Origin of the sequence: Streptomyces peucetius (assembly GCF_025854275.1) — a bacterium.
GTDB lineage: Bacteria > Actinomycetota > Actinomycetes > Streptomycetales > Streptomycetaceae > Streptomyces > Streptomyces peucetius_A.
This window is the reverse complement of record NZ_CP107567.1, coordinates 454,300-481,188: the sequence shown is the minus strand read 5'-3', so window position 1 is coordinate 481,188 and position 26,889 is coordinate 454,300. Positions and strand designations below refer to the sequence as shown.

Here is a 26,889-nt window from a genome sequence, read left to right as displayed (position 1 = left end):
CAACCCGGTCCGGACAACGCAATCCGGTCCGAACAAGAGGAAGGCCCAAGAACGATGGCAGACAGTGCAGTGATCGTCGGTGCCGGCGTGATCGGACTGGCCACCGCCTACCGGCTCGCACGCGACGGACTGGCCGTCACCGTGGTGGACGCGACGCGCGGTGAGAACGGAGCGTCGATCCACAACGCCGGCTGGATCGTTCCCATCATGTCGGCTCCCGTTCCCGCACCCGGCATGATCGGGCAGGCGCTGCGGTGGATGGCCCGCAAGGACAGCCCGCTGTACGTCCGGCCGTCCCCGCGCCCCGAGCACGTGCGCTTCATGCTGAGCATGCTGCGCCACTGCAATCCCCGGGACTTCCACCAAGGCCTGGAAGCCCTCGCCTCCCTCAACGAACGGACCGTCTCCCTCTTCGACGAGTACGAGAAGGACGGCGTGCGATTCGAGTACCACCGCACCGGCCAGCTCATGGTCTTCCGCACCCGGGAGACCATGCGGGGCTACGTGGAGGCAGCAGCGCCACTGGAGCGGATCGGCCACACCGCCGCTCCCCTCTCCGGCGACGAGCTGAGGGATTTCGAACCCGCGCTCGGCAGGAATGTGCAGGCGGGCCTGCAGTGCCCGCAGGAACGGCACGTCGACCCGGCGAGTCTGGTCAAGGGCCTGGAAGCCCGCTGCCGGGAGCTCGGCGTCCGGTTCCTGTACGACAGGCCGGTCACCGGCGTACGTTGCCGTGGCCCGGTGGTGACCTCGGTCCTGGCGGGGGGCGAGGAGGTCTCCGGCGACCTGTTCGTCCTGGCGGCGGGCGTGCACACGGGCTCGCTGTCGCGGCTGGCCGGATTCCCTCTGCCCATCCAGCCCGGCAAGGGATACGGGTACGACGACACCAGCGGCTCGGTGACGCTGCGGCACTCCGTGTACCTCGGCGAGGCGAAGGTGGCCGTCACGCCGTTGTCGGACCGACTGCGCTTCGCCGGCACGATGGAGTTCGGCAGCTTCGACGCAACCATCGATCCTCGTCGTCTGCGAGGCATCGTCCGCTCCGCCCACGACTACCTGCCGCGCTTCCCGTCGACGGCCCGGCCCCACGGCTGGACGGGGCTGCGCCCGATGACACCGGACGGACTGCCGATCGTCGGGTCACTGCCGGGCAGGAACAACCTGCTGGTCGCGAGCGGACACTGCATGCTCGGAGTGACCCTGGCGCCCGTGACGGCCGAACTCGTCGCCGCACAGGTCAGAGGCAGTCACCAGTCCTCCGGCATCGCCCGCACGGGCCTCTCCTTCAGCCCGCGACGCTTTGCCTCGCGACGAGTTCGTGCCCTGGGGGACAGCTGAAGGCGCCAGGCGCCTGTCCGTCGCGCCGGGCGTCCGCCCTCGGTGCTGACGCCACCGTCAGCACCGAGGGCGGACTCCGGTGCCCGCCGGAACGCTGCGTTTTTCGCACATGTAGATAGCGCTTTCTGTTCTTTCTGTTGACGGGTTCATGACCTGATTGCTACGTTCCCGGCCTATTGGGAGCGCTCCCGTCATGCGAAACATCCCTATCTGTACACTTATCGAAAGGGGTCGGAACCATGTCATCACAGTCCTCACCTCCGCGTGAACAGCGTGGTCGGAGACGTCGGCACAGCTGGATCGGCGTGGCGTTAGCAAGCGTTTGCGCTCTACTGATGGGTCTGTTCGGCGCGACTCCCAGTCAGGCCCAGCCGGCATCCGACACCTGGTACGTCATCCAGTCCCGCCACTCGGGCAAGGTCCTGGACATCCAGGCCCACGGCACCGAGGACGGGGCCGGCCTCATCCAGTGGTCCCGCTCCGACGTCCCCAACCAGCAGTTCCGCTTCCTGGACGCCGGTGACGGGTTCTACCGCATCCAGGCCCGCCACTCCGGCAAGGTTCTCGACGTCTTCGAGTGGGACCCCGCCGACGGCGCACAGATCGTGCAGTGGACCGACGTCGGCGGGGAGAACCAGCAGTGGTGGCCGGAGGACCTCGGGGACGGCTACTACCGGTTCATCAACCGCTTCAGCGGCAAGGCCCTCGACGTCTGGGAGTGGTCCACCGCCGACGGCGCACGCATCTCGCAACACACCCCGCACGACGGCGTCAACCAGCAGTTCGCCCTGATCCCTGTGGAAGGTGACGGAGGCGGGCCGCCGGCCGAGGGCGCGTTGTATGTGGCACCGGGAGGCCGTGACGGTGCGTCGGGAACCGAGTCGGACCCGACGACGCTGGCTTCTGCGATCGGCCGGGTCTCCTCCGGCGGGACGATCTACCTGCGGGGCGGGACGTACAACCACTCGCAGACGGTCACCATCGAGCCGGGGAACAACGGCTCCTCGGGTGACCGCACGGAGCTGCGGGCCTATCCGGGCGAGACGCCGGTGCTGAACTTCTCCGCCCAGAGCGAGAGCTCCTCCAACCGCGGGCTGCGGGTCAATGGGGACTACTGGCACGTCTACGGCATCGTGGTCGAGCGCGCCGGTGACAACGGCATCTTCGTCGGGGGCAGCAACAACATCATCGAGCGCACGGTGACGCGGTTCAACCGGGACAGCGGGCTGCAGCTGTCGCGGATCGCCTCCGACACCCCCGAGTCGGACTGGCCGGCGAACAACCTCGTCCTCAGTGCCGTCTCGCACGACAACGCCGACTCCGACGGGGAGGACGCCGACGGCTTCGCGCCGAAGCTGACGGTCGGACCGGGGAACACGTTCCGTTACACCGTTTCCCACAACAACATCGACGACGGCTACGACCTGTACACCAAGACCGACACCGGCCCGATCGGCAAGGTGACCATCGAGAACTCCCTGGCCTACGAGAACGGCACGCTCTCGGACGGCTCGCAGGCGGGGAACGGTGACCGCAACGGCTACAAGCTGGGCGGTGACGGCATCGGCGTCGACCATGTGGTGCGGAACAACATCGCCTACGACAACGGCAAGCACGGGTTCACCTACAACAGCAACACCGGCTCGATGACGGTCTCGGGCAACGCCGCCGTCGGCAACACGGAACGCAACTTCAACTTCGACGGCGGCTCGTCCGTGTTCCGGGACAACACCTCCTGCGACAGCGGGTCCAACGACCGGATCATCGGTAACGCCGACGGCTCCAACCAGTTCTGGTCGGGCTCCAACGGCTCCCGGTGCTCGTCCTACTCCGGCTCCCTGGACTGGCGCTTCGCCGCGGACGGCCACCTGGTCGTGACCTTCGGCGGCAACCAGGTCCTGCCGTAGTCCACCTCGGCCGGCTGCTCGGGGCCACTGGGTAGCCGCGCCGACTTCCGGGAGCTGTCCGGGAAGCCCGGACAGCTCCCGGGTGGAGCGGGCGTCGCATCGCGGCCGACTTCGTCGAGGGCGTACAAAACCTCCGCCGGAACCCCTGACCTGCGTTGTGAACAGCTCACATAAGACTTGGACAGTCGCTTGGAGGCCTCTGCCGGAGGTTGAGCCGAGCCGCGGCGCGTCACGGGGCCGCCTCCAGGTGAGGGATGTGATCCCGTTGTCTGTCGCCTGGGACAGCATCGGTGGGCTCGTCGATGCTCATGAACGATTTCTGGCCGGCGCCCGAGTCGACGCGGATGTGCGCGGATCAGTGCTCGATTCCTGGAGGCGGTGCCAGTCCATCGGGCTCCAACCGCACCATCTGCTGATTCCGTACACCCCTGATCTGGCCCTGGACGATCGTTTTCTGCGGGCGGCAGCCCTTGTCCTTCAGCAGCTGACCACCTCCCTCTCCGATGTGGGCATGACCATCGCGCTCTGCGACGCGCAGGGCCGCATGGTGCAGCGGATCGGCGGCGACCGGCTGCTGCGCGAGAGGCTCGACGACGTGCAGTCGCCCGCCGTTACACCCGTGAGCACAACACCGCCCTGGCGCTGCAGCGCAGCCTGCTGCCCCGGGGCAGCCCCGAACAGAGCGCCGTCGAGGTCGCCTACCGCTACCTGCCCGCCCAGGCCGGGGTGGGCGGCGACCGGTTCGACGTCATCCCGCTGTCCGGCGCTCGCGTGGCGCTGGTCGTCGGCGACGTCGTCGGCCACGGACTGCACGCCGCCGCCACCATGGGCCGACTGCGCACCGCCGTGCACAACTTCTGCTCCCTCGACCTGCCGCCCGAGGACCTCCTCACCCGCCTCGACGACCTGGTCGGCCGGCTCGACCGGGGCGAGGGCTGGGCGGCGGAGAACACCCCGAGTCCGGCATTGTCGGAGCCACGTGTCTCTACGCCGTCTACGACCCGGTGTCGCGGCGCTGCACCCTCACCCGCGCAGGGCACCCCAGCCCCGCGATCGTCGCTCCCGACGGCACGGTGGAGTTCGTCGACCTGCCCCCCGGGCTGCCGCTGGGACTCGGCGGCGTGCCCTTCGAGACCTTCGAGCTGGAGCTGGCCGAGGGCAGCCGGCTCGTGTTGTACACCGATGGTCTGCTCGAGGACCGGGTACGGGACATCGACAGCGGCATGGAGCAGCTGCGCACCGTCCTGGAGCGCGCCGGCCCGGACCCGGAGGCACCTGCGAGGCGGTCCTCGACACGCTGCCGCCCGCCCGATCGACGACGTGGCCCTGCTCGTCGCCCGCACACGCGTGCTGGGACCCGATCAGGTCGCGCAGTGGGACGTGCCCAGCGACCCGGCGGTCGTCTCGCGCTACCGGGCGGCGGTCACCGAGCAGCTGGCGGCCTGGGGCCTGGAGGACCTGGCCTTCACCACCGAACTCGTCGTCAGCGAACTGGTCACCAACGCCATCCGGTACGCCACCGGACCGGTGCAACTGCGCCTCCTGCGCGACCGCGCGTTGATCTGCGAGATCTCCGACGGCAGCAGCACGTCGCCCCGGCTGCGCCGTGCCCGCAGCGAGGACGAGGGCGGACGCGGCCTGTTCCTCGTCGCCCAGCTCACCGAGCGCTGGGGGACCCGCTACACCCCGTACGGCAAGGTCATCTGGACGGAACGGGTACTGCCGCGAACACCGTGAGCGGCCTCCCGCCGGGTACGCGAGACGACGCGTCCCGCCGACGGTCGAGCCGCCTGTCCGGTTGTTGGGTGAGCTCCGGCCGCGCGTCGGCGAGGCGGACCCCGTGGAGCGGTGCCGACGGCTACGGTCTGCGGCGTATGGGACTCCAGGACATGCGCGACCCCCGGCACGACATGACGGTGCCGGCCCGATGACGGTGCGGGCCGGCCGGTCGCACGTCCGGCGCGCAGTGCGGCCGGCCTGCGTCGTCCTGGTTCTGCTGGTGGCGCTGAGCGCGTGTGTGGGCGCTTCGTGGTCGCAGACGGACTACGAGGAGAAGGTCGCCAATACGGCGGAGTCGGCGGGCTCGGCGGTGCAGACCGCCCGCCTGGTCGTCGAGGCGGCCGAGGACGGCAAGGCTCCCGGACCGTACACGGCCAGGGCTCTGTCGGACGCGGAGACGGCCTTGACCTCCATCGCGACGCACATCGGGTCGGTGCAGCCGCCCACCACGCGCAGCACGGCGTTACGAAGCCGGGTCGTCTCTCTGCTGGAGGACTGCCGGACCGCGCTGGCCGGACTGCGGATCGTCGCCCGTGAAGGGCGCTTCGAGGAACTGGCGCGTCTTGCCGAGCCGTTGCCCCGTCTTGCCGCTCGGCTGAAGCGGCTGGAAGGGCTGCGGCCCACGTGAAGAAGATTCTCAGCCTGGCGCTCGGTGTCTTCACCGCGATCGGCGGGTTCATCGACATCGGTGATCTCATCACCGACGCCCTGATCGGGGCCCGGTTCGGGCTTGCTCTGGTGTGGGTCACCGTCGTCGCGGTGATCGGTGTGGCCCTGTACTCGGAGATGGCCGGCCGGGTCGCCGTGGTGACGGGCAGGACCGTCTTCGACCTGATCCGCGAGCGCATGGGCGCCCGGGTGGGGCTGGCCGCCGTGGTGGTCTCCTATCTCGTCAACGCGATTGCCCTGGTCGCGGAGTTGTGCGGTATCGCGCTGGCGATCGAACTGCTCACGGACGTGCACTACCTGCTGTGGGTGCCGCCGGTGGCGTTCCTGGCGTGGCTGGTGATCTGGCGGGTGCCCTTCGAGATGATGGAGCGCGTCTACGGGCTCGCCGGCATGGCGCTGTTCGTGTTCGTCGTGGCCGTCTGGCAGTTGGGCCCCGACTGGGGACAGATGCTGCACGACGTCACCCGTCCGAGCCTGCCGTTCGGTGAGGGACTGCCCACGTACTTCTTCTACGCGCTGGTGATGCTGGGCGCGCAGATGACGCCGTACGAGGTGTTCTTCTTCTCCTCCGCGGCCGTCGAGCACCGCTGGCGGGCCCGCAACCTCACGGAGGTGCGGATGAACTGCTGGGTCGGATATCCGATCGGCGGCATCCTCGCCATCGGCATCCAGGTCGTCGCCCACCAGGTACTGCAGCCCGCCGGCATCCAGGTGGAGAACCTCAGCCAGACCGTCCTGCCCGTCGTCCTGGCGTTGGGGAAGGTCGGATTCGCGCTGGCTCTCCTCGGCATCGTGGCCGCGGTCTTCGGCTCGACCATCGAAACACTGCTGTCGTCCGGCTACACCGTCGCCCACCACTTCGGCTGGACCTGGGGCAAGACCGCCCGTCCGGCCGACGCCGGCCGCTTCCACACCCTGCTGCTGGTCACCCTGCTCGCCGCGGTGGCAGTGGCGCTGACCACGGTCAACCCGGTCACGATCACGATCTACGCCGTCTACCTGGGCGCTGCCGTCCTGCCGGTGACCTATCTGCCGATCCTGGTGATCGCCAACGACCGCCGGTACGTGGGCGACCGGGTCAACGGACGCCTGGCCAACGCGGTCGGCGTCGTCTACCTCGTCATCGTGCTGGCCGGAGCGGTGGCTGCGCTGCCCTTGCTGATCGCTACCAAGGCAGGACTATGACCGAATACCTGGATGCCGGCCTGCAACTCCTCGACCGCCAGGTCGTCGACAGCAAGGGCGTCTCGCTGGGGAAGGTCGACGATCTTCTCTTCACCGAGGGGGACGAGCACGAGCCGCCCGTCCTCGCAGCGGTGCTCATCGGCCAACGAGCCTTCGCGGCCCGCCTCGGAGGCAGGACGGGGTGGTGGTGGATGCGCCTGGCCGAACGGCTCTCCGGACGCCAGGGCCCCATCGAGATCCCGGTGGCTGCGATCGACGAGATCGGAACCGTGGTGCGGCTGGCGTCCCCCGCCGACGCCTTCCCCTCGTTGACGGCCGTGGAGCGGTGGCTGCGCCACAGGCTGATCGAACGGATTCCGGGAGGGATGCGTGAAAGCGACTGATCTGCTCGGCGCGGAAGCGGTCGACACCGACGGCCGCCGACTCGGCCGGGTGCACGACATCCGTCTCGCCCGCTTCGGGCGAGACGCGGCCTGGCGTATCGATGCGGTCGTCGTCGGCCCGATGGCCTTGTCGTACCGGCTGGGTTACGCCGACGAAGCTGTCCAGGGGCCTCGGCTGCTGGCCGTGCTGGCGCGCCGGCTCGGGCGCAGGAACCGGCCGATCCCCTGGGGACAGATCGTCTCCTTCGGGCAGCGGCGCCTCGTGGTTCGCCCCGACGCGGAGCGGGACGGCTCGTGACCACGGAAGGACTGGCCGTCCTGTTCGCCTGGTTGGAGTACCTGGCCCTGGTCGGCGTCCTGGCCTGGCTCGTACTGCGTCGCCGCTGACGTGATCGCGGTCGGCGCGTCGGACGTGCGGCGTCCGTCGAACCGGACGGGCGATGTCCTCGAGGAGAGGTCGGCCGGTCTTCCCCCGTACTGGAAGGTCCACCGTGAGGACACAGCACGGAGAACCGGAGGCCGGAAGAGGTCCGCATGAACCGGCAGGAGACGAGGGGACGCATCGCGGTACTGGCCGTGCCCGACTGCCCGAACGCCCTGCTCCTCCGCGAGCGGTTCGCCGCGGCTCTCGAAGGCCGGGCGGTGACAGCGGAATGGGTCGAGGTGCATGACACGGAGGAGGTCATCCGGCAGGGGATGACAGGCTCGCCCACCCTCCTGCTGGACGGCATCGACCCGTTCGCGCAGGAGGGAGCCGTGCCGAGCACGTCCTGCCGGCTCTACCGCCATGCAGACGGCACCACCGACGGGGCGCCGGCCGTCGAAGAGTTGCGCCACGTTCTGGCCTGAAGCACTCCGGCGGGAACGGCCGGCCGGCAGCACCCGCACCGGAGCCCCCGCCGCCGACCACCCGCAATAGTCCATGGTTTCCTGAATTCAGGATTTCTTGTACCGTCTTCCAGGTGCTGACCATCGCCCCGGAGGTCGAGGTGCTCGCGCGCTTCGGCCGGGCCCTCGCCGACCCGATCCGCTGCCGGCTGCTGCTGGCCCTGCGGGACGCTCCTGCCTACCCGTCCGACCTCGCCGAGCAGATCGGCGTCTCACGGACCCGGCTGTCGAACCACCTGGCCTGCCTTCGCGACTGCGGCCTGGTCGTCGCAGTCCCCGACGGGCGCCGCACCCGCTACGAACTCAGCGACCCCCGCCTCGGACACGCCCTCGACGACCTCCGCACCGCCGTCGTCGCCGTCGAGGCCGACCGCACCTGCGTCGACGCCGGGACGAAGGGCTGCTGCTGATGGCGTCCATAGCCGTCGGCCCGAGCCCGGCACGCCGCGACGCTCTGGCACGGCGGATACGGCTGCTGGTCGCCGCCACGATCACGTACAACGTCGTCGAGGCGATCGTCGCCATCACCGCCGGAGTCCATGCCTCCTCCACCGCACTGATCGGCTTCGGCCTGGACTCCGTCGTCGAGGTCTCCTCCGCCGCTGCGGTCGCCTGGCAGTTCTCCGCCACCGACCACGCCGCCCGCGAGAAGACCGCCCTGCGGATCATCGCGGTCTCGTTCTTCGCACTCGCCGCCTTCGTCACCGTCGACTCCGTCCGCGCCCTGACCGGCACCGGCGAGGCGGACCACTCCGTCCCCGGCATCATGCTCGCGGCCCTCTCTCTGGCGGTCATGCCCTTCCTGTCGGCCGCCCAGCGCAAGGCCGGCCGTGAGCTCGGCTCCGCCACCGCCGTCGCCGACTCCAAGCAGACCCTCCTGTGCACCTACCTCTCCGCGGTGCTGCTGGCCGGCCTGCTGGCCAACCTGCTGCTCGGCTGGTCCTGGGCGGACCCGATCGCCGCCCTCGTCATCGCCGCCGTCGCCGTCAAGGAAGGCCGGGACGCCTGGCTCGGCGACACCTGCTGCGGCCCCGTCCCGACCGCTCCCTCACCCTCGCCCGCCGCCGAGGCCGACACCTGCGGCTGCGGTCCCGGCTGCGACTGCTGCCCGGTGACGCCACCGGCACCGTCGACGCACCCGCATCGTTGAGCACTTGACCAGCGGGGCCGTGGGGCTCCCGGCGGCGTCGTGGCGCAGGCCGGCTGGGCCGCCCACCGGGAGCGGTACGCGCCGAAGGTACACACGCTGCCCACCTGGCACCCCGGCCGTACACACGCGGGCCCGGGCCGTCCGTACGCGCGTCAGTCGAACGCGCGGCGAACATGCCGGGCTCGTACGAGCCGCCCTGCTGGTGCACGATCACGGCGAGCCGGTTGGCCGCGTCGATCAGGGCCACCAGGGCGACCAGCGCGGCGATCTGGTCGTCGTCGTAGTGCTTGCGCACCTGGGCCCGGGTTTCGTCGGACACGCCCTGGTGGGCGTCGGCGAGCCGGGTGCCCGGGCTCTGCGCCGTACGCAATCCCGAGAAGCTGTCGCACATGCAGCGGGAGACCGCCCTGCGCCGCTGACACCCGGGACCCCTCCTCACGGGCCCGGGGCGACAGGTGTGCCCGACCGTCGCTGAAACGTGATCATGTCGAGGCGTCACAGTGGGGGACTGTCCCGGGACGGCGTCATCGTGGGGTCCGGCCCACCGTCGAGGGCCTCCGCCCCCGGTCTCGTGATCCGCTTGCGAGCGCTGAACGTCGGCGACAGCGGCCACCGTGTGATCGACATCGGCACCCACTGGAAGCCGGGCACCCCGCCCGCCGAGGTGCGTGCCCTCCTGGAACAGACCCGTGCGGCCCACCACATGCTCCCGCGCCGCCTGCTCACCTGCTCGGCCTACGTGGCAGCACGCCTACTACGGAGCCAACTACGACCGCCTGGTCGCCGTCGAGCGGGCAGGACGACCCCGCCGGCCTGTTCCGCTACGAGCAGGCCGTCGGCGGCCCTCGCTAGCCGCGAATGCCACTGTGCGGCAGCTGCTTCGAGCGGCGCCCCGGCTCCCGTGGAAAAGTTGGAGGGAGGAGCCGGGACCTGGACGGTTTCCGGCTGGACCGGGCTTCGGGATGAGGTGCTGTGGTGTCGTACCGGGACCGCAGTGTGCGGCGGATGTTGAGCGGGCTGCTCACCGACAGCCATGTCATGTCCTTCGAGGAGCTGCCCGCACGAGTCGGCGACCATGCGGCGACAGCCGGATTCAGCGACGTGCTGATCTACCTGGCGGATCTGCAGCGCGACGTGCTGCGCCTGTTCACCGGCGCGGGCAAATACGCGGCACCCGCGCCCGAGGGGCACCCCGCGGAGGTGCCCGTCGAGGGCAGCGTCGCCGGGCGGGCCTACCAGTACGGCAGTATCACCCCGACCGGCAAGAGGCCGCACTCCTGGTGGGTGCCGCTGCTGGACGGCACGGAGCGGCTCGGCCTCCTGCACCTGGCCGGCCCGGCGGACGACGAGGACATGCGGGACGCCATGCTGTCCCTGTCGTCGCTGGTGGCGATGCTGGTCGTCGGCAGGCGAAACCTCAGCGACACCTACGCCCGCCTCATCCGGAGCGGGCCGATGAACGTGGCCGCCGAGATGCAGTGGCAGCTGATGCCGCCGCGCACCTACGCCGACGGCCGCGTCACCATCGCGGCGGGGATGGAACCGGCCTACCAGATCAGCGGCGACGCATACGACTACGCCACCGCGGGCGACGTCGTCCATCTGTCCCTCTTCGACGCCATGGGACACGACACCGCCGCCGGTCTGACCGCCAACCTCGCCATCGGCGCCTGCCGCAACCGCCGCAGAGAGGGAACCGGCCTCGCCGACCTCGGCGACGCCATCGAACAGGAAATGCTCCAGCAGTTCGGCGCCGACCGCTACGTCACCGGCATCCTCGCCGACCTCGACACCACCACCGGCGTGCTCACCTGGACCAATCGCGGCCACCACCCACCTGTGCTCATCCACGGCGGGCGCTCGACGAGGCTGCTGGACTGCCCGCCCGCCCATCCCATGGGCACGGACCTCGGCCTGCCCGCCGTCCTGCGCCAGGAGCAGCTGCAGCCCGGCGACCGCCTCGTCCTCTACACCGACGGCATCACCGAAGCACGCACACGCGGCCAGGAATTCGGACTCACCGCCTTCACCGACTTCCTGCTCCGCCAGCACACCGACGGACTCCCCGTACCGGAAACCCTGCGCCGCCTGATGCGCGCCCATCTGAACCATCACAACCGCCGGCTTCAGGACGACGCCACGATCGTGCTGTGCGAATGGCACGGCCCCCACACCTTCAGCACCCGCGAGACCGCATCCCTGGCCGGCGTCCCCCTGGCCGACAGCTGAAAAACGGCAGGCGCTCACGCCGCCGACTGACCGGCACACCCGCTCAGGGGGCCGGCCCCACTCGGCACGGACCGTGAGAACCCCCGGCGAGCAGGGCAGTGGCCCTGCTCGCCGGGGGTCCCGGACATACCGCTCGGAACTACGGCTTCTCCTGGGTGTGGAGCGCGCTCACCTCCTCGGCGGAGAGCGCCTTGTCGTAGGCGTGGACCTGGTCGATCGCGCCGTGCCAGAAGTCGACGTGTCGGCCGCTCCACCGGGCGCGGCCGACGGCGAGCGGGCCGGTGCTGACGTCGGCCGGGCCGGCGGCGGTGGTCGCGACGAGCCGGCCGTCGAGGTACAGCTTGATGTCGTTGCCCGCCGCGTCCCGCACGCCCACGAGGTGGTACCAGCGTCCAATCTCGGGTGCGGTCTCGACGCGGGCACGGTTGCCGCCGGGCGTGCTGAAGGCGAACGCACCCTGACCGTACTGCAGATAGAACGGGTTCTCCTGGCGGCGTCCGTCCTGGCTGACCGCGGTGGCGTAGTTGCCGGGCAGCGAGTCGAGGGTGACCCAGGCGGAGACCGAGTAGCTCTGGGTGGTGTCGAGCACCGGGCCGTCGGTCTCGGCGTAGTTGCCCTGGCCGTCGAACCTCAGCGCGCTGCCACTGACGCCGGGCGTCCAGGTGGTGCCCTCGGTCAGCCGCAGGGGCTTGTCGTTGGGGCCCTCGTCCCGCGCGGTGGTGCCCTTGCCCTCGTCGAGGGACCAGGAACCGCCGCCCTTCAGCGCTTCCCGCTCACCGGCGGCCGCACCGGCCGCGATGACCTTCCGGTTGACCTCGCGGACCCTGACCGGGTCGACCTTGATCTCGCGGCGGTCGTACGTGTAGAGACCGTTGAGTTCGTTCTCCAGGTCGGAGATCTGTGTGTACACCGAGCCGGAGAGCTCGGCACCGGCGGCCTCGAGGTAGAACCTCTCGGTGTTCTCGACGTACTTGCGGGTCAGGGCCTCCTTGTCGGCGACACCGCTGTAGATAACGGTCGGCGCGCCCGGCCACATGTGGCCCGGGGTGCGGAGGGTGAATCCTCCGTGCTCGCCGTCCATGGCGGCGCGTGTCCCGTCGGGGAAGGCCGGGTCGGTGTTGTTGTAGTCGTGGTGGTCGATGATGTCGCCCTTGCCCGAGTCACCCTTGGAGTTGCAGCAGTTGACACCGCTGTGGGCGTTGACGACACGGGACGGGTCGGCGGCCTTGACCGACTCGGCGATGCGGCCGCTCTCCTCGCGGTCCCACTCGCCCCAGCCCTCGTTGAACACGATCCAGCCGATGACGGACGGCGAGTTGTGGTGCTGCCGCATCATCTCCCGGCCCTGGTCGACGAAGGCCTTTTGGCCCGTCTCGTTGGTGAGGTTCCCCGAGACGAAGTCCTGCCAGACCAGCAGGCCGAGCCTGTCCGCGTGGTAGAACCAGCGGGGCGACTCCACCTTGATGTGCTTGCGGACGGCGTTGAAGCCGAGCTTCTTGTGCGCCTCCAGGTCGAACGCGAGGGCCTTGTCGCTGGGCTGGGTGTACAGACCGTCGGGCCAGAAGCCCTGGTCGAGGGTGGCGAGGGAGAACACCGGCTTGTCGTTGAGGACCAGCTTCGGATAGCCGCCGACGTTCTCGATCCCGATCTTCCGCATGCCGAAGTAGCTGTCGACCTTGTCGGTCGACCGGCCGTCGGTCAGCTTGACGTCGAGGTCGTAGAGGTACGGGTCGTCCGGGCTCCACAGGTGCTGCCCGGTCACGGGCAGGCGAAGCTCGCTGTTGGCCGGGCCGCTGACCTTGCCGACGACCTTTCCGTCCGCGTCACGGGCGACGGCCTCGGCACGGGCGTCCGCCGAGGCGTCGTCGGACTCGACCGTCACCGCCAGGCTGCCGGTATCGATGTCGGGCGTGGTGACGACGTTGTCGATGGAGGCGTCGGCGACGGGTTCCATCCAGACCGTCTGCCAGATGCCGGACGACTGGGTGTAGAAGATACCGCCGGGCCGGGTCGACTGCTTGCCCATCGGCTGGTTCGCCCCGCCGGTGTCGGTGACCGCGACCACGACCTCCTGCGGGCCGCTGCCCTTGAGCGCGTCCGTGACGTCCGCGCTGAAGGCGTTGTAGCCGCCGGTGTGGTCGGCGACCTGCTTGCCGTTGACCCAGACACGGGCCTTGTAGTCGACAGCGCCGAAGTTGAGCTTCAGACGGTTGCCCTCGCCGACCTTCCAGTTCTTCGGCACGTTCACGAGCTTGCGGTAGAACATGTGGTCCTCGTGCCGCTCGAGCCCGGAGAGCTGGGACTCGACCGGGAACGGCACGATGATCTTCTCGTCGAGGTCCTTGCCGAAGACCGGCCGTTCACCCGCTTCGGCACCGCTGAACTGCCAGGGTCCGTTGAGGTTCTGCCACTTGGCGCGGACCTGCTGCGGGCGCGGGTACTCCGGCAGCGGATTCTTCGGGTCGAGCTTGTCGCCCCACTTCGTGGTGAGCCGGTGGGTGGAGGCGTTCCGCGCCGAGCGGATGATCTGCGGCACGGTCTCGTCACCGGCCTTGAGGCCGCCGTTCCCGTCGTAGGTGACGCGGACCTGCTGGTTCTTCTGGATGGGCTCCGCGAGGGTGACGAGCAGTGAGGTCGGGTCGTCCGGGGCGACGGCGACGGACTTGACCGGCATGGCCGTCGTGTCGGCCTCGATTGTCAGATGGTCCTCGACCCCGCGGATGCCGCCGACCTCGTTCTCGAACCTGGCGCGCAGGCTCCGGCCGTCCTCGGCGACGGACAGCTCCACCGGGTAGACCTCGAAGTCGGTCGGCGGAGTGAAGGCCGACTCGGGCACCAGCTGCTTGGGATTCGTGGGGCTCGACCAGCGCAGGAACATGTTCGCCCCGCCGAAGTCCTGGAACATCTCCAGACGGAAGTCGTGCTTCTCACCGGCGGTCAGCCGGACCGGCGCGCTGGTCTGCTCCCTGTCCCAGTCGGGCTCCCAGTGGTCGATGACCGGCTCGCCGTCGATGAAGAGCCGGAAGCCGTTGTCGCCGATGGCGTAGAACGTGTAGTCATCGGTCGCCGGCACCTCGATCCGGCCCGTCCAGCGGGCGGTCGTGTGCTCGGAGCTTCCGGTCAGTGTTTCGAAGGTGCTGGTCAGGCCGGAGAAGTTGATCTGCGGATCGAGCGATGTGCCACCGAGCTCGGCGAAGTCCCGGGCCCCCGGCGCCGACATGCTGAAGTACTCGCCCTTCAGGCCGTGCACCTCGATCGGGGCGTTCTCTGCGGCGGACGTGGAGGTGCTGCTGGTCGGCTCGGCGGCCGAGGCGGTGGGGACCAGGCTGCTCATCGGCAGCACCAGGGCCGCCGCGGTCAGCAGCGCCCACATGCGGTTTCGGGGGCGGGTGAGTCTTCTTGTCATCGAATCTTTCCTCGTAGAGAGGGGATCGGAAGCCTGAGCGGTGACCTGCGGGGACGGTGGCGAGCACGCGGTGAGGTGGCGTGGCCGCCGTGTGCGGGCGGGGTGGTGCCGTGGCGGGGTGCCGCACCGTCGCGTGAAGGGCGCACCGTCTCGTGCGTCGCGCGACACGGATGCCGTACGGCGGCGCCCCGGGCCGTTCGGCAACGGCCCGGAGCCGGACCGCCGCGACGGCCGGCACAGGGGCCGACCACGACGCCGGACCCAACGGCCAGTAGTCGTTCCAACGTTGGAAACTATGTGCAGCGGAATGACAGCACGCCGTTCGGCGGCTGTCCAGACCCCGCGCACACCGTTTGACTTCGTTGTCATGACGTCCTCCGCCGTGGGCGGATCACCGCGCCGGGTGTGTGCGGGGAACGTCGCGCCGGGCTCTTGCCGTGCACGCGCCGACGGCACTATAACGTTGTAAAGCCGGAGTCGCCGACTGCTCAAGAGGTGCTTCGCGCTCGCCTTTTCCCAGGTCAGCAACCGTACGGGTCAAGCCTGTCGGCCATCCGCGGCAGGCCGGCTCCGCCTACTCACCCCGCCCGACCGCACGCCACTCGGCGGTGCTGTCCCGCCAAGGAGTGTCTCCACATGACCCTTCCGCAGAGATCCCGCACGTTCGCCGTCGCCTGTCTTGTCGCCGCCACGCTGGCTCTCTCCGGGTGCGCGAAGTCGGAGACGCCGAACAACGCCGGCGGCGACAGCAGCCAGGCGGCCCAGGCGGTCCAGACACCCGCGGCATCCTCGGGCCCCGGCTGCACGCTGGAGACCTACGGTGCTCCGAAGCTCGACCTGAAGAACGCGATCGTCGGCTTCTCCCAGTCGGAGAAGGAGGCCAATCCGTTCCGTATCGCCGAGACACAGTCCATCAAGGACGAGGCCGCCAAGGTCGGCGTGAAGAAGCTCCTCACCACCAACGCGCAGTCGCAACTGTCCAAGCAGATCAGCGACATTCAGGACATGCTCGCCCAGGGCGCCCAGTTCCTCATCGTCGCGCCCCTCAACTCCGACGGACTGGAGCCAGCGTTCCAGGCAGCCGCAGCGAAGAAGGTGCCCGTCCTCACCATCGACCGCAAGGTCAACGCCACAGCCTGCGAGGACTACCTGGCCTTCCTCGGCTCTGACTTCGTCGAGCAGGGCAAGCGCGCGGCCGACGCGATGATCAAGGCCACCGGCGGCAAGGGCAGGGTCGCCATCCTCCTCGGCTCCTCCGGCAACAGCGTCACCACCGACCGCACGAAGGGCTTCGTCGACCAGGTCGCGTCCCAGGCCCCCGGGTTGGAGATCGTCGCCCAGCAGACCGGCGAGTTCGCCCGCGACAAGGGCCAGCAGGTCATGGAACAGCTCATCCAGTCCAAGCCCGACATCACCGCCGTCTACGCCGAGAACGACGAGATGGCCCTCGGCGCCGTGACCGCGCTGAAGGCCGCGGGCAGGGCGCCGGGCAAGGACGTCAAGATCGTTTCCATCGACGGCACCCGCAACGCCGTCCAGGCACTGGCCAACGGGGAACTCAACGCCGTCATCGAGTCCAACCCGCGCTTCGGTCCGCTCGCCTTCGCCACCGTGCAGAAGTTCTACGCCGGCGAGGAGATCCCCGAGAACGTCATCATCGCCGACCGCGCCTACGACGAGTCCAACGCCACGGAGTCTCTCGGCGGAGCGTACTGAACGGGCGCCTACTGCGGATCCGGGTCGGGAGCGGGTCCTGCCCGGTCGGCTCCTGATCCGGCCGGGCGACTCCCGTCCGGCCGACCCCTGATACCGGTCCGGTGCAGCCCCACGAGTTCCTGCTCCGGTCCCTGTGCGGCGAGTCCCTGATCCGGTCCCTGTGCGGCGAGTTCCTGTTTCGGTCCGGTGCGGTCGCGTTTCAGGGCGTACCCCGGCCCGATCCGGCCGGCTCGACCGGTCCGGTCCGCTCCAAAGGCCCTGGATGCCTCCGGAGCGCCACGGTGTTCTCCAGCCCTGGCGGTCCGGCCCCTCTCACCTGATCCATCTCCGGAAGGCCACGTTCATGTCACCCCCCGAAGCGGCAGCGTCCGCGGCGACCGGCATCCAGCCGTCGGCCGCGCCGACGGTGCTGGAGGCTCGCGGCGTCGGCAAACGCTTCCCCGGCGTGACCGCCCTGGACGACGTCTCGTTCACCCTGCGCGCGGGTGAGACGCACGCACTCGTCGGCGAGAACGGCGCGGGCAAGTCGACTCTGATCAAGGTGCTCACCGGTGTGCACCGCCCGGACGGCGGCGAGTTGCTGCTGTCGGGCCGGCCGGTGCACTTCACCCGCCCCTTCGAGGCACAGCAGGCCGGCATCTCCACGATCTATCAGGAGGTGAACCTCGTACCGCTGATGAGCGTGGCCCGCAACATCTACCTCGGTCGCGAGCCACGCACCCGCCTGCACCTGATCGACTTCGCACGCATGCACCACGAGGCGGCCGCCCTCCTGGACGGGTTCGGCGTCACCGTCGATCCGCGCCGGCCCCTGCACACGCTGGGCATCGGCACGCAGCAGATGGTCGCGCTCGCCCGGGCGGTGTCCGTCAAGGCGCAGGTCGTCATCATGGACGAACCCACCTCCTCCCTCGAACCGCGCGAGGTCGAGACCCTGTTCCGGGTCATCGACGACCTGCGACGGCGGGGCATCGCAGTCGTCTACGTGAGCCACCGCATGGACGAGCTGTACCGCATCTGCGACCGGGTCACCGTGCTCCGCGACGGCAAACACATCCACACCGGAGACCTGGCCGACCTGGACCGCATGCGGCTGGTGTCCATGATGCTCGGACGGGAGGTGTCCGAGGTCCGCAGGCACGGCGTGACGAGCTTCGGGGAGGAGGACCACGACATCGCGCGCAAGCCCGTCCTCACCGCCACCGGGCTGACCCGCGGACACCAGTTGCACGACGTGTCGCTGGAGCTCCACCCAGGTGAAGTGCTCGGACTCGGCGGCCTACTGGGGTCCGGCCGCAGCGAGACCGTGAAGGCGCTCGCCGGTGCCCTTCCGCTCGACGCGGGGGAGATCCGCATCGACGGCATCCCCCTCGCCCGGCTCTCCTCCTCGCGCGCCATCCGTGCCGGGATCAGCCTCCTCCCGGAGGACCGCAAGGCCGAGGGCATCGTGCCCGGCCTGTCGGTCCGCGAGAACATCGTGCTCGCCGCACTGCCCAGGCTCTCGCGCGCGGGCATCGTCTCGCGGGGACAGCAGGACCGCATCGTCGACATCTTCATGAAGCGGCTGCGCATCAAGGCCTCGAGCCCCGAGCAGAAGGTCGGCGAACTCTCCGGCGGGAACCAGCAGAAGGTCCTCCTCGCCCGGTGGCTGTGTCTCGAGCCGAAGGTGCTGCTGCTCGACGAGCCCACGCGCGGCATCGACGTCGGAGCCAAGGCCGAGGTCCAGGCGCTGATCGACGAGCTCGCCCAGGAAGGGCTCGCCGTGCTGCTGATCTCCTCCGACATCGAGGAACTCATCGAAGGGTCCGACCGGATCGTGGTACTGCGCAGCGGGGCGACGGCCGGTGAGCTGACAGGCGATCAGGTCACCGAGGAGGCCCTGCTCGCCGCGCTCGCCGATGACAGCCACGCGACCGACGACGGCACCCCCCGCACTGCCGCCGGCACCGACGCCGCCCGCGCCACCGACACCGACGCCGCCGGCACCACCCGCCCCGACACGCACGTCCCGACCCGGGCCACGGCCGGCAAGGAGGACCTCCGATGACCACCCAGGCGGCCGCGGCGCCGACACGCGGCCCGTCACGGCTGCCCGGCCCCGCATGGTTCCAGGAGTACGGCGTGTACGCCGCTGTCGCCGCACTCCTGATCTTCAACGCGGTCTTCACCGAACACTTCCTCACCGTCGACAACCTGCGCACCCAGCTGATCCAGGTGGCCCCGATCGTCATCGTGGCCCTCGGCATGGCGCTGGTGATCGGCACCGAAGGGGTCGACCTGTCGGTGGGCTCCGCCATGGCCCTGGCGGCGGCTCTGCTGCCGCTCTACCTCGGCTACGGGCTTGTGCCCGCCCTGATCGTCGCCCTTCTCGCCGGAGCGGTGGTCGGGGCGGTGAACGGCACGCTGGTGTCCGTGGTCGGGCTCCAACCCATCGTCGCCACCCTCGCCCTCTTCGTCGGCGGACGCGGCATCGCCCTCGTCATGGCGGACGGCCGGCTGAAGCAGATCACCAACCCCGATCTGCTGTCGCTGGGCACCGGAAGCCTCCTCGGCATTCCGCTGGTCGTCCTCATCGCCGCCGTGCTGGCCCTTGCCGTGGCCTTCCTCGTCCACCGGACCACCTTCGGACGCCAGATCGTCGCGATCGGCGGCAACCGGTCCGCCGCGTCCCTGGCCGGTCTGCCCGTCAAACGCGTGCTGACCGGTGTCTACATCCTGTGCGGTGTCCTCGCGGCTCTGGCCGGCATCCTCGCCACCGCCCGGCTCACCGCCAGCGATCCGTCCTCGCTGGGCAACCTCATGGAACTGTCCGCGATCACAGCCGTGGTCGTGGGCGGCACCCCGCTCAGCGGGGGTTCCATCCGCGTGCTGGGCACCGTCGCCGGAGCACTGCTGATGCAGCTCCTGCGCGCCACGCTCATCAAGCACGACCTGCCCGACTCCACCGCCCAGATCGCCCAGGCGGCCATTATCGTCGTCGCCGTCTACGTCGCACGGGAGCGCCGATCCCGATGAAACTCACCTCACCGGCGGCTGCCGCCCCCGGAAAGGCCGACACGTCGGCGCCGGACCCTCTCGGTAGCGGCACGGGCAAGGTTCCCGCCGCCCGGGTCCCCGGCAGAGAACGTCTCGCGTCACTCGTCCAACGTCAGGGCGTGCTCGCGGTTCTGCTCCTCGTCATCGTGATCGCCTCCTTCGTCTATCCCACGTTCGCCACCCTCGACAACGCCCGCGGGGTCACCGTGCAGGCGTCCCTCCTCGCCGTCGTGGCCCTCGGCATGACCCTGGTGATCATCACCGGCGGCATCGACCTGTCCGTCGGCTCCGTCTTCGCCCTCGGCGGAGTCCTCGCCGCATGGGCCTCGCAGTACGGCATCCTTGCGGCACTGCTGGTACCGCTCGTGGTGTGCGGGGCTGTCGGCGCGCTCAACGGCGTGCTCATCGCACGGGCGGGCATGGCTCCCTTCATCGTCACGCTCGCCTCCCTGCTCGGTGCCCGAGGACTGCTCCTCGCCATCACCGACGAGGGCGCGACCACCTATCTGGTGCCCAAGGACTCGGCGTTCGCGGAGCTGGGCCAGGGCAGCGTCTGGGGCTTCGGCCACCCGATCCTCATCGCCCTTGTGCTCTTCGGCGCCGGTGGCCTGGTGCTGCAGCGCACCTCGTTCGGCCAGACGCTGTTCGCCGTCGGGGGCAGCAGCGACGCCGCGACACTGATGGGGCTGCCCGTCGCCCGCGCCAAGATCATGGTGTATCTGCTCAGCGGGCTCCTGGCGGGCCTGGCCGGGGCGATCAACGCGGCACGTCTGTCCTCCGGCGTCACCATCATCGGTGTCGGCATGGAACTCGATGCGATCGCCGCCGTCGTCATCGGCGGCACGCTACTGGTCGGCGGTGCCGGATCGGTCAGCGGCACGCTGTGGGGGGTGCTGCTGCTCGCGGTGATCCAGAACCTCATCAACCAGATCGGCTCGCTCAACTCCTCGTACCAGTCTGTGGTCAGCGGCGGATTCCTTATCCTCGTCGTAGTCGCGCAGCGGTATCTGGCACGCGGTCGAAGAGCCGCCTGATCCGCCGGGAGCCCTGCGCGCAAGCCGCCGGGGTCCCGGCGCACCCCCCCGAACCCGGGAAGCCCCGGGCCCGGCCCTCGCTGCCGAGCAGAGTTGAGCAAAAGGAGTACCGTGGGCGTCAGCCTCAAGGATGTCGCGCAGCGGGCGGGCGTGTCGATCAAGACCGTGTCGAACGTGGTGAACAACTATCCCCACGTCACCCCCCACATGCGCGCCAAGGTGCAGCAGGCCATCGACGAGCTCGGTTACCGTCCGAATCTCACCGCACGCCACCTGCGCAAGGGGCGCACCGGCATCATCGCCTTCGCTGTTCCCGAGCTCGGCAACCCCTACTTCGCCGAGCTGGCCGGCGCCGTCATCGACGCCGCGGCGCGGCACGACTACACGGTCCTCGTCGACCACACGGCGGGCCTGCGCGAACGGGAGCTCCTGGTCTGCCAGGAGTTCCGTTCCCATGTCATCGACGGACTCATCCTCAGCCCCATCCACCTGGAGAACGCGGACCTGCTCGCCCGGCAGGAGACGTCCCCGCTGGTGCTGCTCGGCGAGCGGGAGTACGAAGCGCCCTACGACCAGATCGCCATCGACAACGTGGCCGCGGCGCGCACCGCGGTACGCCATCTCCTGGACCTCGGCCGCCGCCGGATCGCGTTCCTGGGCTCACGTACCAGCCGCGAACGCCGCCCCGCACACCTGCGGTTGCGGGGCTGGCGGGAGGAGGTCGCCGCGGCCGGGCTCGAACCGGACGAGAGCCTGGTCGTCGCCACCGACGGCTACGGCCGTGCCGACGGCGCCGCGGCCATGGCCACGCTGCTGGAACGCGGCGAACGCCCCGACGGCGTGTTCGCCTACAACGATCTGATCGCCGTCGGAGCGATGCGCGTCCTCACCGAGCGTGGCCTGAGGGTCCCCGAGGACGTCGCCGTGGTCGGCTTCGACGACATCGAGGAGAGCCGCTACGGCGCGGTCACCCTCACCACGGTGTCCCCCGACAAACAGGCGATCGCCCGACTGGCCGTCGAGCGGCTTGTCGACCGGCTCGCCGGAAAGCCGCTGTCCGAGCCGCAGCGGATCAGGCCCGGACACCGCCTCATCGTCCGGGAGTCGACCGGCGCCGGCGGGCGGGCCGACGGCCAGGACTCCGGCGCCGCCCGGACCGATGACCGGACCGACGGCCGGCACCACGGCGACGACGACACGACCGATGCCCGGGAGACCGGCGACAGCCCGGCCGGCCCCCGCACATGAACCCCTTCTCCGACGACCGCACTCCCCGCGGACCCCGCATGCCACAAGGACTGATGATGCCGCGACCCAGCGTCCACCACCGGCCGTTCGGCACCACCCCGAGCGGAGAGGAGGTCGGCCTGTGGCGGCTGGAGTCCGGTACGGGCGTCCACGCCGAGATCCTCACCTACGGCGGCGTCCTGCACACCCTCGAAGTGCCCGACACCACGGGCGCCGGCGCCTCCGTCGTCCTCTCCCTGGGCTCCCTTGACCAGTACGCGGAGAAGAGCCCCTACCTCGGCGCCCTCGTCGGCCGTTACGCCAACCGCATCGCCCTGGGCCGTTTCACCCTCGACGGAACGACGTACCAGGTGCCCGCCAACGACCGCGGCCACGCCCTGCACGGCGGCCCCGGAGGCTTCGACACCAAGGTCTGGCAGGCCACGCAGCACGTCGACGCGACCGGCGCCTCAGTGCGGCTCGCGCTGCACAGCCCGCACGGTGACATGGGCTTCCCCGGGGCGCTCGACATCACCACCACCTACCGCCTCGACACCGCGGGCACCCTCATCCTCGACCACACCGCGGTGACCGACCGCCCGACCGTCGTCAATGTCAGCAACCACGCCTACTTCAACCTCGCCGGCGACGGCGACGTGCTCGGCCACACCCTCGAGGTCGACGCTCCCGCCTATCTGCCGGTCGCCGCCGACGGCATCCCGCACGGTCCGGCCGCCGATGTCACCGGGACGGCCTTCGACCTGCGCTCACCCGGCCTTCTCGCGGAGCGGGTCGCGGCGGCGGACGAGCAGATCCGCCAGGCCGGCGGCTATGACCACTGCTGGGTCCTGCCCGGCGGCGGCGACGGCACCCTGCGGCGTGCCGCGCGGCTCACGGCTCCGGCCGCGGCCCGCGTCATGGAGGTGTGGACGACGGAACCCGGTGTGCAGGTGTACACCGCCAACCAGCTCGACGGCACGCTCATGGACGGCACGGGCCGGTGTCTCGAGCGCCACGGCGGTGTCTGCCTGGAGACCCAGCACTTCCCCGACGCCCCCAACCGTCCCGCGTACCCGAGCACCGTGCTGCGCCCCGGTGCGGTCCTCCGCAGCCGCACCGAGTTCCGGTTCCTGCATCTGGCGGCCGGGGGACGCGGCGCGTAGCACCGTTGCCGATACCCCGGCGCGGGGCGGCGCGGGGCGCGTGGCAGCATCGGAGGAATGGTGGAACGGATCATTGCCGCGTGCGACGGCGCGTCGAAAGGGAACCCCGGGCCCGCGGCCTGGGCGTGGGTCATCGCCGGCGCGGACGGGCGCGTCGCCTCCTGGGAGGCCGGACCGCTGGGCCGGGCCACGAACAACGTGGCTGAGCTGACCGCACTGCTGGAGCTGCTGCGGACGACCGACGCCGCGACCCCGCTCGAAGTGCGGATGGACTCGCAGTACGCCATGAAGGCGGTCACCACCTGGCTGCCGGGCTGGCGCCGCAAGGGGTGGCGGACGGCCTCCGGCGGTCCGGTGGCCAACCAGGATCTCGTGATGGCCATCGACACACTGCTGACCGGCCGCGACGTGACGTTCGTCCACACTCCCGCGCACCAGGTCGACGGTGATCCGCTGAACGCCGCCGCCGACGGTGCCGCGAGCCGCGCCGCCGTCACGCAGCAGGCCGCCGGCTCGGCTGCCGGATCCGATCTGCCGCCGCCCGAGACACAGACACGCCCAGGCACCGGCGCGCGGCCCCGCCGGTCCGCCGGGACGCGGCGCGCGCCCGCGGGCGGCGGGGCCGGACGAGGTTCGGTGAAGGCGAAGTTCCCCGGCCGCTGCCGCTGCGGCCGGCCCTATGCCAAGGGCGAGACGATCGCGAAGAACAGCGACGGCTGGGGCCACCCCCTCTGCGCAACGGCCAACGGCTGAACACGGGCCCCGCGCCCGGCGGCTGAGCCGGGCTCCCGGCCGGCCGGCGCCCGCAGGGCCGCTCCAGGGGCGTCCGGCCGCCCCTCGGAAGGCCGCGGAACTCCGCCTCAGTCCGTCACCAGCACCACCTCCAGCGTGCGCGGCCCGTGCACCCCCTCGACGCGGTCGAGTTCGATGTCGCTGGTCGCGGAGGGGCCGGAGATCCACGTCGACGGGCGTGCCGGGTCGATTCGTTCGAGCGCCAGAGGCACCGAAGACACGACCTGGCCGGGGACGCGTACGACGCAGATGTGGTGGTCGGGGACGAGAGTGACCCGGCGCCGCCCCTGGTCGGGCGAGGCGTCCAGCACGATCGTGCCGGTCTCGGCGATCGCGACGGCGCAGCCCGTGACCACGCTGTCCACCCGGTCGAGCTCCTCCGGCGTGCTCTCCGGCCGGTCGGGCACCCGCGCCACGGTGGTGGCCGCCAGCCAGCGCTCGTCCAGCCCCGGTGGTACGAGCACCGACGACGCGCCCCGTGCGGCGAGCAGCCCGGCGATCGTCTCCGCCAGCCCCTCGGCGTCGCAGCGGTGCACGACAGCCCGGTAGTCCGCCAGGTTCTCGGCGAGCAGTTCCACCGTCTCCCCGGCGCCGCGCGTACCGTGCTCGCGCAGATAGGCCCGTTCGACCGCCTGCTCGTACGGCGTGTCGTCGCGTGGCACGTCCGCCAGCGCCTGTCGTACCCGGCCCAGGATCCGGTCCCTGCTGCTCACTTCGCGCCCTTCCCTCCGTCGGTGCGCCGCCACCAGTCGCGGAACGGCTCCGCCGGCACCGCGGGCAGGTCCCGGGTGCCGCTCCACGCCCGGCCAGGACCGGGCAGCGTACGCGGATGGAAGCGGCGGGTGCGCGAGGCGAGCCGCTGTCCGGCGCGCAGTGCTCCCGGGTGGCTGAAGGCCCACCGGGCGGCGCGCATGGCCGCCCGCTCAGCGGCATGTCCCTTCGCGGGCTTCAGTACCACCTTGTCGCCCCGCCGGGTCACCTGGCCGCCCTCCGCGACCCGTTCGCGCAGGTGCACCAGCACCTCGGGGATGTCGATGGCGACCGGGCACACCTCGTAGCAGGCCCCGCAGAGACTCGAGGCATACGGCAGCGACGCGTCGATCTCGCTTGCCGTTCCTCGCAGTTGGGGGCTGAGAATGGCACCGATCGGACCCGGATAGACGGAGCCGTACGCGTGACCGCCGGCCCGCTCGTACACCGGGCAGACGTTGAGGCACGCCGAGCAGCGGATGCAGCGCAGTGCCTGCCTGCCGACCTCGTCGGCCAGGGTGTCGGTGCGGCCGTTGTCCAGGAGCACCAGATGGAACGTCTTCGGCCCGTCCCCGTCCGTGGTGCCCGTCCACATCGACGTGTACGGGTTCATCCGCTCCGCCGTCGAGGAGCGGGGGAGTGTCTGGAGGAACACCTCCAGGTCCCGCCAGGTCGGGACGATCTTCTCGATGCCGACGACCGAGATCAGGGTTTCGGGCAGGGTCAGGCACATCCGTCCGTTGCCCTCGGACTCCACCACCACCAGCGTCCCGGTCTCCGCGACCATGAAGTTGGCGCCGGAGACGCCCACCTTGGCCCGCAGGAACTTCTCCCGCAGGTGCAGCCGGGCGGCCTCGGCGAGCTCCGCGGGCGTGTCGGTCAGCCCCTCGGGCGCCGGACGGCCCCACTCGCTCATCTCGCGCGCGAAGATGTCCCTGATCTCCCCGCGGTTGCGGTGGATCGCGGGGACGAGGATGTGCGAGGGCCGGTCCCTGCCCAACTGCACGATCAGTTCGGCCAGATCGGTCTCGTAGGCGCGGATGCCCTCCGCCTCCAGCGCCTCGTTGAGGCCGATCTCCTGCGTGGCCATCGACTTGACCTTGACGACCTCCGACTCGCCGGTCGCCCTGACCAGTCCGGTCACGATCCGGTTGGCCTCCTCGGCGTCAGCGGCCCAGTGGACGATGCCGCCGGCTGCAGTGACCGACTCCTCCAACTGCACGAGGTACCGGTCGAGATGGCGCAGCGTGTGATCCTTGATCTGCCGGCCCGCCTCCCGCAGTCCGGCCCAGTCGGACACCTCCGCCACGGCGTTCGCCCGTTTCGCGCGGATCGTGTGGGTGGCGTGACGCAGGTTGCCGCGCAGGGTGCGGTCGTGGACGGCCCGCTGCGCGGCCTCCGGGAAGGCCGGCATGCCGACGAAGGTGCCGCTCATGCGACGGGCTCCTCTCCCATGGGGTCCTCTTCCGTGCTCGCCAGGATCTCCGCGAGGTGGACGGGCCGCATGCCCGTCCTCAGCCGGGCCATCGTCCCGCCGATGTGCATCAGACAGGAATTGTCGGCCGCGCAAAGCACGGCGGCGCCGGTCGACTCGGCGCTGCGCACCTTGTCGGCGCCCATCGCCGCCGAGACGTCGGCGTTCTTCACTGCGAACGTGCCGCCGAAGCCGCAGCACTCCTCCGCGCCCGGCAGCTCCACCAGTTCCAGCCCCTTGACGGCCTCCAGCAGCCGCCGGGGACGGTCGCCCAGGCCGAGGCCGCGCAGCCCGTGACAGGTCGGGTGGTACGTCACCCGGTGCGGGTAATGGGCCCCGACGTCCGTCACACCGAGCACGTCCACCAGGAATTCGGTGAGTTCGTACGTCTTCGGCACCACGGGTGCCACGGCGGCCGCGAGTGTGTCCCCGCGCCCTTCGGCCCGCGCCCGCTCGCCCATGCGCGGGTACAGCTCCCGCACCATCGCGCCGCACGACCCCGAGGGCGTGACGATCGCCTCGTAGTCGCGGAACACGTCCGCGAAACGCCGGGCGAGCGGCTCCGCCTCGTGCCGGTAGCCGGTGTTGTAGTGCGCCTGGCCGCAACAGGTCTGGCCCATCGGGAAGTCGACGTCCACCCCCAGTCTGGTCAGCAGCTTCACCACGGCCCGCCCCGTGTCCGGGTAGAGCGTGTCGTTGACGCAGGTCAGGAACAGGGCGACACGCATCGCGGACTCCTTGTCGTCGATCGTCGGACAGCTGC

21 protein-coding genes and 2 pseudogenes are annotated in these 26,889 nt (G+C 70.4%); 18 read left to right on the top strand and 5 right to left on the bottom strand.

Annotated features, from left to right (window positions below):
- Nucleotides 1-54: 54 nt before the first annotated feature.
- The 10 genes and pseudogenes from OGH68_RS02270 to OGH68_RS02225 all read left to right on the top strand — a co-directional run bounded on the left by OGH68_RS02270 (nucleotide 55) and on the right by OGH68_RS02225 (nucleotide 9,299).
- Nucleotides 55-1,338, top strand: coding sequence for an NAD(P)/FAD-dependent oxidoreductase (locus OGH68_RS02270; RefSeq protein WP_264241625.1), 1,284 nt, complete (start codon nucleotides 55-57; stop codon nucleotides 1,336-1,338).
- Nucleotides 1,339-1,673: 335 nt separating this feature from the next.
- Complete coding sequence (locus OGH68_RS02265) at nucleotides 1,674-3,245, top strand: RICIN domain-containing protein (RefSeq protein ID WP_264241624.1); 1,572 nt, start codon at nucleotides 1,674-1,676, stop codon at nucleotides 3,243-3,245.
- A 603-nt stretch (nucleotides 3,246-3,848) separates the two neighbouring features.
- Nucleotides 3,849-4,982: pseudogene (locus tag OGH68_RS02260) on the top strand (SpoIIE family protein phosphatase); the annotation flags it as partial.
- A gap of 190 nt (nucleotides 4,983-5,172) precedes the next feature.
- Nucleotides 5,173-5,652 (top strand): hypothetical protein, encoded by a 480-nt coding sequence (locus OGH68_RS02255; RefSeq protein WP_264241621.1) that lies wholly within the window; start codon nucleotides 5,173-5,175, stop codon nucleotides 5,650-5,652.
- Entirely contained in the window at nucleotides 5,649-6,878 is a 1,230-nt protein-coding gene (locus OGH68_RS02250) for an Nramp family divalent metal transporter (protein WP_264241619.1), read from the top strand. The genes OGH68_RS02255 and OGH68_RS02250 overlap by 4 nt, the downstream gene beginning before the upstream one ends.
- The gene (locus tag OGH68_RS02245; protein WP_264241618.1) at nucleotides 6,875-7,261 is read left to right on the top strand and encodes a hypothetical protein; all 387 of its coding nucleotides are present in this window, start codon (nucleotides 6,875-6,877) and stop codon (nucleotides 7,259-7,261) included. The genes OGH68_RS02250 and OGH68_RS02245 overlap by 4 nt, the downstream gene beginning before the upstream one ends.
- Complete coding sequence (locus OGH68_RS02240; RefSeq protein ID WP_264241615.1) at nucleotides 7,248-7,559, top strand: PRC-barrel domain-containing protein; 312 nt, start codon at nucleotides 7,248-7,250, stop codon at nucleotides 7,557-7,559. Before OGH68_RS02245 ends, OGH68_RS02240 begins: the two co-directional genes overlap by 14 nt.
- 236 nt (nucleotides 7,560-7,795) lie before the next feature.
- Nucleotides 7,796-8,110, top strand: coding sequence for a thioredoxin family protein (locus tag OGH68_RS02235; RefSeq protein WP_264241613.1), 315 nt, complete (start codon nucleotides 7,796-7,798; stop codon nucleotides 8,108-8,110).
- A gap of 113 nt (nucleotides 8,111-8,223) precedes the next feature.
- Nucleotides 8,224-8,559, top strand: a complete 336-nt coding sequence (locus tag OGH68_RS02230) for an ArsR/SmtB family transcription factor (RefSeq protein ID WP_264241611.1) — start codon at nucleotides 8,224-8,226, stop codon at nucleotides 8,557-8,559.
- Complete coding sequence (locus OGH68_RS02225; RefSeq protein WP_264241609.1) at nucleotides 8,559-9,299, top strand: cation transporter; 741 nt, start codon at nucleotides 8,559-8,561, stop codon at nucleotides 9,297-9,299. The genes OGH68_RS02230 and OGH68_RS02225 overlap by 1 nt, the downstream gene beginning before the upstream one ends.
- Nucleotides 9,300-9,462: 163 nt before the next feature.
- Here OGH68_RS02225 and OGH68_RS02220 read toward each other — a convergent pair.
- A pseudogene (locus tag OGH68_RS02220) lies at nucleotides 9,463-9,648 on the bottom strand (carboxymuconolactone decarboxylase family protein); the annotation flags it as partial.
- Nucleotides 9,649-10,304: 656 nt separating this feature from the next.
- Here OGH68_RS02220 and OGH68_RS02215 point away from each other — a divergent pair.
- A complete protein-coding gene (locus OGH68_RS02215) occupies nucleotides 10,305-11,528 on the top strand; it encodes a PP2C family protein-serine/threonine phosphatase (protein WP_264249858.1) in 1,224 nt (407 codons plus the stop codon).
- 139 nt (nucleotides 11,529-11,667) lie between these two features.
- Here the strand turns inward: OGH68_RS02215 and OGH68_RS02210 are convergent, their stop codons facing one another.
- Entirely contained in the window at nucleotides 11,668-14,934 is a 3,267-nt protein-coding gene (locus OGH68_RS02210; RefSeq protein ID WP_264241607.1) for a LamG-like jellyroll fold domain-containing protein, read from the bottom strand.
- A gap of 636 nt (nucleotides 14,935-15,570) precedes the next feature.
- Here OGH68_RS02210 and OGH68_RS02205 point away from each other — a divergent pair.
- The 7 genes from OGH68_RS02205 (at nucleotide 15,571) to OGH68_RS02175 (ending at nucleotide 23,863) form a co-directional block, all read left to right on the top strand.
- Complete coding sequence (locus OGH68_RS02205; RefSeq protein WP_264241605.1) at nucleotides 15,571-16,650, top strand: ABC transporter substrate-binding protein; 1,080 nt, start codon at nucleotides 15,571-15,573, stop codon at nucleotides 16,648-16,650.
- Nucleotides 16,651-16,993: 343 nt separating this feature from the next.
- Complete coding sequence (locus OGH68_RS02200) at nucleotides 16,994-18,697, top strand: sugar ABC transporter ATP-binding protein (RefSeq protein WP_264241603.1); 1,704 nt, start codon at nucleotides 16,994-16,996, stop codon at nucleotides 18,695-18,697.
- Nucleotides 18,694-19,665 carry an ABC transporter permease gene (locus OGH68_RS02195; protein WP_264241600.1) on the top strand — a complete coding sequence of 324 codons (972 nt, stop codon included), beginning with the start codon at nucleotides 18,694-18,696 and terminating at the stop codon, nucleotides 19,663-19,665. The genes OGH68_RS02200 and OGH68_RS02195 overlap by 4 nt, the downstream gene beginning before the upstream one ends.
- Nucleotides 19,662-20,720 carry an ABC transporter permease gene (locus OGH68_RS02190; RefSeq protein WP_264241598.1) on the top strand — a complete coding sequence of 353 codons (1,059 nt, stop codon included), beginning with the start codon at nucleotides 19,662-19,664 and terminating at the stop codon, nucleotides 20,718-20,720. Before OGH68_RS02195 ends, OGH68_RS02190 begins: the two co-directional genes overlap by 4 nt.
- 111 nt (nucleotides 20,721-20,831) lie before the next feature.
- Nucleotides 20,832-21,968: a LacI family DNA-binding transcriptional regulator gene (locus OGH68_RS02185; RefSeq protein ID WP_264241596.1), complete on the top strand. Its 1,137-nt coding sequence runs from the start codon at nucleotides 20,832-20,834 to the stop codon at nucleotides 21,966-21,968.
- A 56-nt stretch (nucleotides 21,969-22,024) separates the two neighbouring features.
- Complete coding sequence (locus OGH68_RS02180) at nucleotides 22,025-23,110, top strand: aldose epimerase family protein (RefSeq protein WP_264241594.1); 1,086 nt, start codon at nucleotides 22,025-22,027, stop codon at nucleotides 23,108-23,110.
- Between the two features lie 57 nt (nucleotides 23,111-23,167).
- The gene (locus tag OGH68_RS02175; protein ID WP_264241592.1) at nucleotides 23,168-23,863 is read left to right on the top strand and encodes a ribonuclease H family protein; all 696 of its coding nucleotides are present in this window, start codon (nucleotides 23,168-23,170) and stop codon (nucleotides 23,861-23,863) included.
- A gap of 107 nt (nucleotides 23,864-23,970) precedes the next feature.
- Here the strand turns inward: OGH68_RS02175 and OGH68_RS02170 are convergent, their stop codons facing one another.
- Genes OGH68_RS02170 through OGH68_RS02160 form a run of 3 tightly spaced genes read right to left on the bottom strand, consistent with a single transcriptional unit; the run spans nucleotide 23,971 to nucleotide 26,854 of the window.
- Entirely contained in the window at nucleotides 23,971-24,615 is a 645-nt protein-coding gene (locus tag OGH68_RS02170) for a LutC/YkgG family protein (RefSeq protein ID WP_264241590.1), read from the bottom strand.
- Nucleotides 24,612-26,087: a LutB/LldF family L-lactate oxidation iron-sulfur protein gene (locus OGH68_RS02165; protein WP_264241589.1), complete on the bottom strand. Its 1,476-nt coding sequence runs from the start codon at nucleotides 26,085-26,087 to the stop codon at nucleotides 24,612-24,614. The genes OGH68_RS02170 and OGH68_RS02165 overlap by 4 nt, the downstream gene beginning before the upstream one ends.
- Nucleotides 26,084-26,854 carry a (Fe-S)-binding protein gene (locus tag OGH68_RS02160; RefSeq protein ID WP_264241588.1) on the bottom strand — a complete coding sequence of 257 codons (771 nt, stop codon included), beginning with the start codon at nucleotides 26,852-26,854 and terminating at the stop codon, nucleotides 26,084-26,086. Before OGH68_RS02160 ends, OGH68_RS02165 begins: the two co-directional genes overlap by 4 nt.
- Nucleotides 26,855-26,889: the final 35 nt, after the last annotated feature.

Coding starts and splice junctions, on each gene's coding strand:
- OGH68_RS02225 (WP_264241609.1), top strand. CDS start 8,559: ATGGCGTCCATAGCCGTCGGCCCGAGCCCGGCACGCCGCGACGCTCTG.
- OGH68_RS02215 (WP_264249858.1), top strand. CDS start 10,305: ATGTTGAGCGGGCTGCTCACCGACAGCCATGTCATGTCCTTCGAGGAG.
- OGH68_RS02265 (WP_264241624.1), top strand. CDS start 1,674: ATGGGTCTGTTCGGCGCGACTCCCAGTCAGGCCCAGCCGGCATCCGAC.
- OGH68_RS02270 (WP_264241625.1), top strand. CDS start 55: ATGGCAGACAGTGCAGTGATCGTCGGTGCCGGCGTGATCGGACTGGCC.
- OGH68_RS02195 (WP_264241600.1), top strand. CDS start 18,694: ATGACCACCCAGGCGGCCGCGGCGCCGACACGCGGCCCGTCACGGCTG.
- OGH68_RS02165 (WP_264241589.1), bottom strand. CDS start 26,087: ATGAGCGGCACCTTCGTCGGCATGCCGGCCTTCCCGGAGGCCGCGCAG.
- OGH68_RS02245 (WP_264241618.1), top strand. CDS start 6,875: ATGACCGAATACCTGGATGCCGGCCTGCAACTCCTCGACCGCCAGGTC.
- OGH68_RS02235 (WP_264241613.1), top strand. CDS start 7,796: ATGAACCGGCAGGAGACGAGGGGACGCATCGCGGTACTGGCCGTGCCC.
- OGH68_RS02180 (WP_264241594.1), top strand. CDS start 22,025: ATGCCGCGACCCAGCGTCCACCACCGGCCGTTCGGCACCACCCCGAGC.
- OGH68_RS02190 (WP_264241598.1), top strand. CDS start 19,662: ATGAAACTCACCTCACCGGCGGCTGCCGCCCCCGGAAAGGCCGACACG.
- OGH68_RS02160 (WP_264241588.1), bottom strand. CDS start 26,854: ATGCGTGTCGCCCTGTTCCTGACCTGCGTCAACGACACGCTCTACCCG.
- OGH68_RS02200 (WP_264241603.1), top strand. CDS start 16,994: ATGTCACCCCCCGAAGCGGCAGCGTCCGCGGCGACCGGCATCCAGCCG.
- OGH68_RS02175 (WP_264241592.1), top strand. CDS start 23,168: ATGGTGGAACGGATCATTGCCGCGTGCGACGGCGCGTCGAAAGGGAAC.
- OGH68_RS02205 (WP_264241605.1), top strand. CDS start 15,571: ATGACCCTTCCGCAGAGATCCCGCACGTTCGCCGTCGCCTGTCTTGTC.
- OGH68_RS02210 (WP_264241607.1), bottom strand. CDS start 14,934: ATGACAAGAAGACTCACCCGCCCCCGAAACCGCATGTGGGCGCTGCTG.
- OGH68_RS02255 (WP_264241621.1), top strand. CDS start 5,173: ATGACGGTGCGGGCCGGCCGGTCGCACGTCCGGCGCGCAGTGCGGCCG.